The organism is Bacillus paramycoides, assembly GCF_001884235.1.
In the GTDB taxonomy this organism is placed as follows: Bacteria; Bacillota; Bacilli; order Bacillales; family Bacillaceae_G; genus Bacillus_A; species Bacillus_A paramycoides.
This window is the reverse complement of the sequence record NZ_MAOI01000060.1, coordinates 1-10,350: the sequence shown is the minus strand read 5'-3', so window position 1 is coordinate 10,350 and position 10,350 is coordinate 1. Positions and strand designations below refer to the sequence as shown.

The 10,350-nt window shown below is 37.3% G+C and carries 10 protein-coding genes; 7 read left to right on the top strand and 3 right to left on the bottom strand.

Annotation, left to right across the window (positions count from 1 at the left end; all coding sequences use genetic code 11):
• On the top strand, positions 1 to 452 hold a 452-nt coding region (locus BAU28_RS09080; protein WP_165615156.1), incomplete at its 5' end, for a prealbumin-like fold domain-containing protein.
• 31 nt (positions 453 to 483) lie between these two features.
• Here BAU28_RS09080 and BAU28_RS09075 read toward each other — a convergent pair.
• Positions 484 to 1,242, bottom strand: coding sequence for a TrmB family transcriptional regulator (locus tag BAU28_RS09075; RefSeq protein WP_071718385.1), 759 nt, complete (start codon positions 1,240 to 1,242; stop codon positions 484 to 486).
• 208 nt (positions 1,243 to 1,450) lie between these two features.
• On the opposite strand from BAU28_RS09075, the gene BAU28_RS09070 reads away from it, so the two are divergent.
• From BAU28_RS09070 to BAU28_RS09055, 4 genes are all read left to right on the top strand, one after another.
• Complete coding sequence (locus BAU28_RS09070; protein WP_071718384.1) at positions 1,451 to 3,451, top strand: methyl-accepting chemotaxis protein; 2,001 nt, start codon at positions 1,451 to 1,453, stop codon at positions 3,449 to 3,451.
• A gap of 77 nt (positions 3,452 to 3,528) precedes the next feature.
• A complete protein-coding gene (locus BAU28_RS09065; RefSeq protein WP_071718383.1) occupies positions 3,529 to 3,831 on the top strand; it encodes an MTH1187 family thiamine-binding protein in 303 nt (100 codons plus the stop codon).
• A 57-nt stretch (positions 3,832 to 3,888) separates the two neighbouring features.
• The gene (locus BAU28_RS09060; RefSeq protein ID WP_002145027.1) at positions 3,889 to 4,134 is read left to right on the top strand and encodes a YusU family protein; all 246 of its coding nucleotides are present in this window, start codon (positions 3,889 to 3,891) and stop codon (positions 4,132 to 4,134) included.
• Between the two features lie 310 nt (positions 4,135 to 4,444).
• The gene (locus BAU28_RS09055; RefSeq protein WP_002174080.1) at positions 4,445 to 5,362 is read left to right on the top strand and encodes a proline dehydrogenase family protein; all 918 of its coding nucleotides are present in this window, start codon (positions 4,445 to 4,447) and stop codon (positions 5,360 to 5,362) included.
• Between the two features lie 22 nt (positions 5,363 to 5,384).
• Here BAU28_RS09055 and BAU28_RS09050 read toward each other — a convergent pair whose 3' ends face one another.
• Entirely contained in the window at positions 5,385 to 6,224 is an 840-nt protein-coding gene (locus BAU28_RS09050; protein WP_071718382.1) for a D-alanyl-D-alanine carboxypeptidase family protein, read from the bottom strand.
• A gap of 97 nt (positions 6,225 to 6,321) precedes the next feature.
• Complete coding sequence (locus tag BAU28_RS09045) at positions 6,322 to 6,468, bottom strand: YuzL family protein (protein ID WP_071718381.1); 147 nt, start codon at positions 6,466 to 6,468, stop codon at positions 6,322 to 6,324.
• 237 nt (positions 6,469 to 6,705) lie between these two features.
• On the opposite strand from BAU28_RS09045, the gene BAU28_RS09040 reads away from it, so the two are divergent.
• Both BAU28_RS09040 and BAU28_RS09035 read left to right on the top strand, forming a co-directional pair.
• Positions 6,706 to 9,087 (top strand): 3-hydroxyacyl-CoA dehydrogenase/enoyl-CoA hydratase family protein, encoded by a 2,382-nt coding sequence (locus BAU28_RS09040; RefSeq protein WP_071718380.1) that lies wholly within the window; start codon positions 6,706 to 6,708, stop codon positions 9,085 to 9,087.
• 21 nt (positions 9,088 to 9,108) lie between these two features.
• Positions 9,109 to 10,281 (top strand): acetyl-CoA C-acetyltransferase, encoded by a 1,173-nt coding sequence (locus BAU28_RS09035; protein ID WP_001206342.1) that lies wholly within the window; start codon positions 9,109 to 9,111, stop codon positions 10,279 to 10,281.
• Positions 10,282 to 10,350 lie beyond the last annotated feature (69 nt).

The window sequence follows — 10,350 nt, the reverse complement described above, 5'->3', positions numbered from 1 at the left end:
GAAATACGAAACTGCCAAATGCAGAGTTTACAATTTATAACGAACAAGGAAAAGAAGTAGCAAAAGGAAAAACGAATGAGCAAGGTGTAGCGAAGTTTAAACTACCATACGGAAAGTACACATATAAAGAAACAATAGCGCCGAATGGATATGTAATGAATGAGGAAACATTCTCATTTGAAATAAAAGAGAATGGAGAAATTATTAAGCATACTGTAAAGAACAAGAAAGAAGAGAAACCTTCTACAACTCCTAAACCTGATCAGCCTCAAACACCGGGTGGAGAAGTAAAACCTTCTACAGATGATGTGAAGTCAATAGAAAAGCCTGCTAAGGATGAAGTTCGTTTACCAATGACAGGTGGTACGAAAGAGTTTGCGCTCTTATTTATTCTAGGGATTGGATTTATAATTGCTGGGGCATATGTGTTAAGAATGAGACAAAAAGCATAACAAAAAACGCCTTGAAATAAAGGCGTTTTTTTTAATATCTCAACTTCATCAATAAACTCTTAATTTCCTCATCTTCCATAAAGAGATCATGGTGCTTCTCTGTAATCTTCGCAAGTGCAACGTCATGATAGAAGAATTCCGTAAAAAATTTCACGAAAGGCTGCGACATTGTTTTCATCGCTTGCCATGATTCTTGTTCTACACCAGCAAATAAAATTTCGCGACCGTCAACGATGAGCAGTAAGTAGCGCTCTAATGCGTTAGGCTCTTCAGTTGGGATTAGAAAATGCATGTTTTCTAAGTCTGTTTCTACTTTTCCAACTATGAGGGCCTCGATCTGGACACCTTGTTTTGCCTTTTGTTCTAGTAAAGGAAGATATTCTAAAAGGGTATCATTCCATGCGGAGATGCGTATGGATTCTTTCGCATCCTCTACAAGTTGCCTACTTTGTACTTTAATAGAAGACTGCATTTTTAAACTCCAAACACGGTCATCTGTAAATGATTTTTTAGAAATATTATTTTCAAGTTCTTTAATATTAGATTGGAATTCTGTCGTTAACTTTTCAATTGCTAGCTTGAGTGGTAATGCTGTATACAATTTTTTCTTTTCTGAAACAGAATCCATTACCATCCCTTTATCAATTAGGCGTGCTAACACTTCATATATTTTTGCTTTTGGAACACCTGAATGTTTAACAATGGTTGTTGCATCTAATGGTTCATTGCTTGATACGACAACTTCATAAGCTTGGCTTTCATATTGTGAGAAACCGAATTTTTGTAACATAGTTCCCTCCGAACGAATGAGATTATATGTTAAGGATAATGAACTATTTGTTTTTACACAAGTACTACGATAATAACTAAGCTGATTGGAATGAGAACAAATTTCAAATTTTTAAACTATATAGATTGAGCTTTCCTATTTATCTATTATACTTAATATAGTGATTAATATGATTAAATTTCATCGAGAAGGGGATGCTTGGGGGAAGATGTTAAGAAGTTTACGTTTAAAAATTGCGGTAGTATTTTCGGTGCTTATTTCTATGATGTTTGTAATATTAGGTACAGCTGTGTATCAGTTACAGAAAGAGAAGGAGACTCGTTCCCTTGATCAGTATTCTCAAAATACGATGGATCTTGTAACAGAGCAGTTAACTGCATTTATGCAGCGGATTGAAGAAGATATGGGCCATTATGGAAGTCATGATGATATTCAAAACATGTTACAAGATGGGGTTACTCCAGAAGAGGAGAGTTTTATTTTAAAAGAATTTTCAAGATTTAAAAAGAATCATCCTGATATTTTAGATGTATATATTGGGACGAAAGATAAAAAAACGTTAAGCGCAAATCTTGCTGACGGAGGAAAAGTACCTGAAGGATATGATCCAACAAGTCGTCCTTGGTATAAAACATCAGAAGCAGATACAAAATCGATTATTTGGGGACAACCACAATATGAAATCGCGACAGGTAAGTTAAGTATTGGAGTTTCAAAAGCCATTGTCGGACAAGATGGTTCTGTGTTAGGGGTTGTAGCAATGGATGTATCATTAGGGACGATTCAAAAGCTACTCCATAATATTCAATATAATAATGGCGGAGAAATGTTTATTGTAAATGATAAAAATATTGCCATTGTGTATCCAGAAAAAGTAGGAAAAGATGTTTCAAAAGAACCACTCGTTAAAAGCTTACATAAAGATGAAACGAAATTTGCGGTGGCGACATTAGGTGGGAAAGATGTAGTAGCCTATAGTCAGTTATTTGATAAGATGAAATGGAAAATTGGGATTGTATATCCGAAAGAGTCAATTGATAACTTACTCGTAGAAACAAGAAATACAGTTATTATAATGGCATGTATAAGTTTATTGATTGGAATATTAGCTTCATATTTATTCTCAAGAAGATTAGCAAGACCGTTACAATTGTTAACAAATCACGTTCATAAAGTAGCGGAAGGTGATTTAACACTGCAAATGAAAGTGACAAGTAAAGATGAGGTTGGTACGCTTACGACTCACTTTAATCATATGGTGGAGCAAATGAATGAAATGGTAAGTAAAATTAAAAATAGTGTATCGACAGTGCAACAATCAACGAATAACTTACATTATTTAACGAATGAAACGGTAGCAGCTAGTAGAGAAGTATCAGGTGCAATGGATGATGTGAGCGGAGGAGCATCTACTCTTGCTAATAGTGTAGATGAAGTTTCAGCGCAGCTTGAGAATATGGCGCAGTCAGTGGAACAAATGAATAGCTCCGTTGGTGAAATAAAAGGAGTGGCTGGCAAAGCAGAAGAGGCATCTAAGCAAGGATTAAATACGATGCGGAATTTAGTTCGTACAAAAGGAGAATCATCTTCGATTGTTGTTCATACAGAGGAAGCATCCGGTAAATTAGAGCAAAGAGTCGGATCGATTCAAAATGTTGTAGAGCTTATAAAAGGTATTTCGGATCAAACGAATTTACTTGCTCTAAATGCTTCGATTGAAGCGGCACGTGCAGGTGAGCAAGGTAAGGGATTTGCGGTTGTTGCGGAAGAGGTTCGAAAATTAGCTGAACAATCAAAAGAGGCAACCGGAGAAATCGCAACGATGATTGGTGATGTACAATTAGAAGTAAAACGAGTTGTAGAAGTCGTAAGTAAATTGAAAGATATTGCGGATATACAAAATCAAGTGACGACAGAGGCAGAAACGGAATTCCGCACGATTATGTCAGTTGTAAATACGATTAGTACCTCAGTTGAAAAAATTGTAGAAGAGGTAAGTAATATAGGACACGAGCAGGGAGAAATTACAGAGGTAATGCAAACAATTGCTGGTACGAGTCAAGAAAGTGCAGCTGTTTCTGAAGAGGTAAATGCTGCAACTGAATCGCAAGTGAATCATTTAGAAAAAGTAGCTCATACGATGGAAAGTTTGACAGAGCATATGAGAGACTTAGAAAGATTAGTTGAGCAGTTTAAAGTAGAGGAATAACAAATTAGTAAAATGATGAGGATTTCGGTAAAATAGACAATGGATATATAAGAAGCAATTATAGGAGGAAGACTACGATGGCAATTGTTGACGTATCGATTATTCCAGTAGGAACAGATAATCCAAGTGTTAGTGAATATGTAGCAGAAGTACAAAAAGTGTTAGAGAAAAATGCTGATCGCGTGAAGTATCAATTAACACCGATGAATACAGTAATTGAAGGAGATCTTCCTGTTTTATTAGAAGTAATTCAACAAATGCATGAAGTACCGTATACGAAAGGTGCACAGCGCGTTGCGACAACAATTCGTATCGATGATCGTCGTGATAAAGTAAGCACGATGGAGAAGAAGTTAAACTCTGTTCGATCAAAATTATAAGAAAAAGCAGCGACCTTCGCTGCTTTTTTTATAGTGTTACATATAGGAGGAAATGAGATGAGCGAGAAGTTTAATGAGCAATTTGATGGACTTTTAGAAAAGTACACAGAGCTACTGCTAGGAGAAAGTAATGAAGAACGAAAAGAGCAGGTGCAAAAATGGGCACTTTATTCTTACATCGCTAAGACGATGCCAGCTTTAGTGAAGCATTGGAATGAGACGTATCCAGACGCGAAAGAAGAGATGGTACAGTTAATTACGAATATTAAAAAGTTAAATGATGAGAAGCGAAATGAGAAGTGAGAAAGCTTGAGGTAATGTTACCTCAAGTTTTCTTTATTAATATCCTTATATAACTTACATGGAATATAAAGGGTTTTATAAGCATGTCGAATATTTTCAGTATGCTTATTTTTTGCCTAGTAAACCTGTTTTTTCTAAATGTCGAAAAATATTTCCTTCATATTTACAAGCGAGAATATAGGGTTTTAAATATTTTTATAGTATTTTATAAATTATCTAAATAATTATTTGTATCAAATAATTTTAAAGAATGATATAATTTTGAAGAGGGGTAAAAAACAGATAAAGTACAGTCATAGGGGTGAATTACATGGAACAATTAATGCGAAATTCGTTTCTTTTCTTGTCAAAAAATAAAGCGCTAACAAAACTGGCTAAAAAGTACGGTTTGCGCTTTGGTGCAGGTCGCTTCGTCGCAGGGGAGACGATTGAATTAGCGACAGCGGCAATTCAACAATTAAACAAGCAAGGTCTTTGTGTAACAATCGATTATTTAGGTGAATTCGTTGATAATGAAGCCGAAGCAAATGAAATGGCTACCCAATCGATTGAAGCGATTCGTGCAATTGGAAGAGAAGGTCTTGATTCGCAGCTTTCTTTAAAAATGACTTCTATGGGATTAGATATCTCTGATGAGATTGTAATGAATAATATGCGCCGCATTTTAGAAGCTGCAAAAGAAAATGGTGTGTTTGTTACAATTGATATGGAAGACTATACGCGTTGCGGAAAAACAATTGATATCTTTAAACAATTAAAATCTGAATACGATAATATCGGTACTGTTATTCAAGCGTACTTATATCGTACAGAAAAAGATATTGAAGATTTAAATGCTTATAATCCGAATTTACGTCTTGTAAAAGGGGCTTATAAAGAACCTGAAGAAGTAGCGTTCCCGGACAAGAAAGATGTAGATGACAATTATAAAAAAATTATTAAAATGCACTTATTAAATGGAAATTACACTGCAATTGCTTCACATGACGAAGCGATTATTGAATATACGAAAAAACTTGCCGAAGAACACAATATTTCAAGGGATCAATTTGAATTCCAAATGTTATTTGGTATTCGTACAGAGCGTCAACTTGAGCTAGTAAAAGAAGGTTATAAAATGCGTGTTTACGTGCCTTATGGAAACGACTGGTATGGCTATTTCATGCGCCGTCTAGCAGAGCGTCCAGCAAACGTTGCATTCGTTTTAAAAGGTATGATCAAAAAATAACCAAGGAGAAAATTCTCCTTGGTTATTTTAATTGTTGAAATGCGTAATGTGCCATTTTCTTCGCATCAGGATATAGCTGTGTACGAGTAGAAGATAATACGACGTTAATAACACGTTTACCGTCTTTTTCATCAACAGTTACGACTGTATATTTTCCGAGTGCAGATAAACCGCTTTTACTTCCAATCGCATATGGATCGTCATATAGTTCTTCTCGTCCATAGTTTGCAATTTTGGGAGAGCGCTCTGAAGTATGCAGTGTTGTGCGTGTTGAATTCATATATTCTAAAACAATCGGATATTTTAATGCTTCTTTCGTAATAATAGCAATGTCATAAGGTGATACTTTATTTCCAAGTGCATCAGCACCGCTTGCGTTTTTGAAAGTTGCATGTTTTGTACCAAGTTCCTTCGCTCTAGCATTCATCATTTTCACAAACGCTTCTTTTGATCCTGCAATATGTTCTGCAATTGATTCAGCGATTGGGTCTGCACTAATGATCAGCATAAGCTTTAATGCTTCATCACGTTTTAATTTTTCACCTGCGCGTAGCTTAATCTTTGCGCTTTGACTTTCTGTTTTAATCGCGTGTTCTGTAATCGTAATTTCCTCATCTTCTTTTACATTCTCTAGTAAGAGAAGGGTCGTCATCATTTTGGCTATACTAGCCGGATAAGAGCGTTCATCTTCACGTTTTCCATACAAAATTTTCCCTGTGTCTGCATCGATTGTAATCCCATATTGACCAGTAATATCAGGTTGATCTGCTCTTACAACTTGTTGCCTATGTGAATAAGAGAAGAAAATCATCCCTGTAAATAGTGTGGCAATCATTACAATCATAATTATTGTTCGTTTCATCGTCGTTCCCTCTTTTGTTTTCCGTATGTACAAATAAATTGGGCAGAAAAAGCAGCCATTAATCATTATGCCACGTTCTCTGCCCAAAAATATAGCGTTATTTTTCGCCCATATTATGCTTCTTATATTGTTGGTTATTACCTTGACGCCCTTTTTCAACGCCACGATCAATTGGACCAGCATTTCCTGTTACGCTTGCTGCACTAATTCCAGCTTTTGAAGGGTTCTTCTTAATTTTTGCCATATATATTCCTCCAGTTTAGTCAGATTATAAAAAGGAAAAGTGTATTTGAGTAACGAAAATACACATACATAGCATAGCCAAATGAAAGAAAAGTATTTATTTCAGAAAATTTTATCAATAAATATATTGCGAAAATTCAAACGTTGTCATATATTTATTAGTAGAGGCTCACTCATTGATTGCGACTTATGTCGAAAAATTGAATGAGCATTCATTCAAGAATAGGGGGAGAATTGGATGTTCCAAATTAAAAAGGCTGCTGTTCTAGGTTCAGGCGTAATGGGTTCAGGAATTGCGGCACACTTAGCTAATATTGGTATTCCGACATTATTGCTTGATATTGTACCACCGGCGCTTACGAAAGAAGAAGAAGCGAAGGGACTTACATTAGAACATAAAAGTGTGAGAAATCGTTTTAGTAACACTGCACTACAAAAACTAGTAAAGCAAAAACCAGCTCCTCTGACAGTGAAAGGTAATCTAGCGCTGATTGAAGCAGGTAACTTAGAAGATGATCTTGAGCGTCTTGCTGATGTAGATTGGATTATTGAAGTAGTAGTTGAAAACTTAGATATAAAGAAAAAACTATTTGAAAAAGTAGATGCTGTTCGTAAACCAGGCTCAATTGTGAGCTCAAATACATCAGGCATTTCCGTTGAAAAAATGGCAGAAGGTCGTTCAGACGACTTCCAGAAACACTTCTTAGGTACACACTTTTTTAACCCACCACGATATTTAAAACTTCTAGAGGTAATACCGACGAAAGAAACTGATCCACAAGTATTAAGCTTCATGAAATTATTTGGCGAAGACGTTCTTGGAAAAGGCGTTGTTATCGCAAAAGACACACCAAACTTTATCGGCAACCGCATCGGTACGTACGGCTTGCTTGTAACGCTTCAAGAAATGATTAAGCGTGGCTATAGCGTTGGAGAAGTTGACTCTGTAACAGGTCCATTAATTGGTCGTCCGAAGAGCGCAACGTTCCGTACATTAGATGTTGTTGGTTTAGATACATTTGTGCACGTTGCAAATAACGTATATGAAAATGTACAAGAAGAAGAGCGCGACGTATTTAAAGTACCAGCTTTCATGCATGACATGCTTGAGAAAAAATGGCTTGGAAGTAAAACTGGTCAAGGCTTCTTCTTAAAACAAGGAAAAGAAATTTTGGAATTAAATCCTGAAACGATGGAATACGAAGCGCGTAAAAAATTAAAAGCTGCATCCGTAGAGTTAAGTAAGCAAGAAAAAGGATTAGCGAATAAATTGAAAGCGCTTGTATACGCAAAAGATCGCGCAGGAGAGTTGTTATGGAATATTATCACACCAACTCTTTTATACTCTGCAAAACTTCATAAAGAAATTGCTGACGATATTGTTGCAATTGACCAAGCAATGAAATGGGGCTTCGGCTGGGAGCAAGGACCATTTGAAATTTGGGATGCAATCGGTGTTGAAAAGTCTGTTCAAAAGATGGAAGAAAACGGCGCGGTTGTTCCTACTTGGGTGAAAGAAATGTTAGAGAAAGGTTTTACTACTTTCTATAAGTATGATAATGGCGATAGCTACTATTATGATAATGGTGAATATAAGCTAATCGAGCGTAACAAAAAAGCAATTTCTCTTAAACAATTAAAAGAGAAAAACGGCGTGTTAAAGAAAAATAGCGGAGCGAGCTTAATTGATTTAGGTGATGGCATCCTTTGCCTAGAATTCCATTCGAAGAGCAATGCAATCGGTATGGATATTACGCAAATGATTAACTACGCTGTTGATGAAGTAGAAAAGAATTATAAAGGTCTTGTTATCGGAAACCAATCGAAGAACTTCTGCGTTGGTGCGAACCTTGCAATGATCTTAATGGAAGCACAAGATGACAACTACTTTGAAATTGAGTGGGTTGTGAAAAACTTCCAAGATGCAATGACGAAAATTAAGTACTCTTCTAAGCCAGTTGTAGCAGCACCATATGGTATGACGCTTGGCGGCGGTACAGAAGTTTGTTTACCAGCAGCGAGCATTCAAGCTTCTAGCGAAACATATATGGGCTTAGTAGAAGTAGGTGTTGGCTTAATCCCTGGCGGAGGCGGTAACAAAGAGCTATACATTAAACACTTAAACAAAATGGCAAATGGTGTAGAATTCGACTTACAAAAAGTTGCGAATAAAGTATTTGAATCTGTAGCGATGGCGAAAGTTTCTACATCAGCACAAGAAGCTGTATCTAACAACTTCTTAGGCGATAAAGACGGTATTAGTGTGAATGGTGATCACTTACTATATGATGCGAAACAAAAAGCGCTTGCTTTATATGAAGCAGGTTATAAAGCACCGATTCGTAAAAAGATACCAGTTGTTGGCGAAACAGGCTATGCAACGCTTGTACTTGGTGCAGAAGCAATGCATTTATCTGGTTATATTTCTGAGTATGATCTTCACATTGCGAAGAAACTTGCATATGTCATTGCGGGCGGAAAAGTACCGTACGGAACAGAAGTTGACGAGCAATATTTATTAGATGTAGAACGTGAAGCATTTATTAGCTTAGTAAGTGAGATGAAATCACAAGCAAGAATGCAGCACATGCTTGTAAAAGGGAAGCCATTACGTAACTAATAACGAGGGGAGATATCGTTCATGAGAGAAGCTGTCATTGTTGCGGGAGCAAGAACACCAATTGGAAAAGCAAAGAGGGGTTCATTAAAAACAGTTCGTCCTGACGATCTAGGGGCGTTAGTAGTAAAGGAAACGTTAAAGCGTGCGAATTATGAAGGACCAATCGACGATTTGATTTTCGGTTGCGCGATGCCAGAAGCAGAGCAAGGTTTAAATATGGCTCGTAATATCGGCGGGCTAGCAGGACTTTCTTACGATGTTCCAGCTATTACAATTAACCGTTACTGTTCTTCAGGTTTACAAAGTATCGCTTACGGAGCAGAGCGCATTATGCTTGGGCACTCTGAAGCTGTATTATCAGGCGGAGCGGAATCAATGAGTTTAGTTCCAATGATGGGACACGTTGTTCGTCCAAATAGTCGCCTTGTAGAAGCGGCTCCAGAATATTATATGGGTATGGGACATACAGCAGAGCAAGTTGCTGTGAAATATGGAATTTCTCGTGAAGAGCAAGATGCATTTGCGGTAAGAAGTCATCAGCGCGCAGCAAAAGCATTAGCTGCAGGGAACTTTGCTGATGAAACAGTATCTGTGGATGTAACGTTACGTACGGTTGGATCAAACAACAAATTGCAAGAAGAAACGATCATTTTCGCACAAGACGAAGGTGTAAGAGCAGAGACGACGCTAGACATTTTAGGTAAATTACGTCCAGCATTTAACGTTCGCGGTTCTGTAACAGCTGGTAACTCTTCACAAATGAGTGACGGCGCAGCATCTGTACTATTAATGGATCGTGAAAAAGCAGTGAGCGATGGCATGAAACCACTTGCGAAATTCCGTTCATTTGCAGTAGCTGGAGTACCACCAGAAGTAATGGGAATCGGCCCAATCGCTGCAATTCCGAAAGCGTTAAAACTAGCTGGTTTAGAGCTATCCGATATCGGCTTATTCGAACTAAATGAAGCATTCGCTTCTCAATCTATCCAAGTTATTCGTGAGCTTGGATTAGATGAAGAAAAAGTAAATGTAAACGGCGGTGCAATCGCACTTGGACATCCACTTGGCTGTACAGGAGCGAAACTAACACTATCTCTTATTCACGAAATGAAACGCCGCAACGAACAATTCGGTATCGTAACAATGTGTATCGGCGGCGGAATGGGAGCAGCGGGAGTGTTTGAATTACTATAAAAAAGTGCAGGTGGCTCGCTTAGAACAAGAGGACGTTGGAAGCCCTGACGAAGAGGCGCTTTTTGCCTC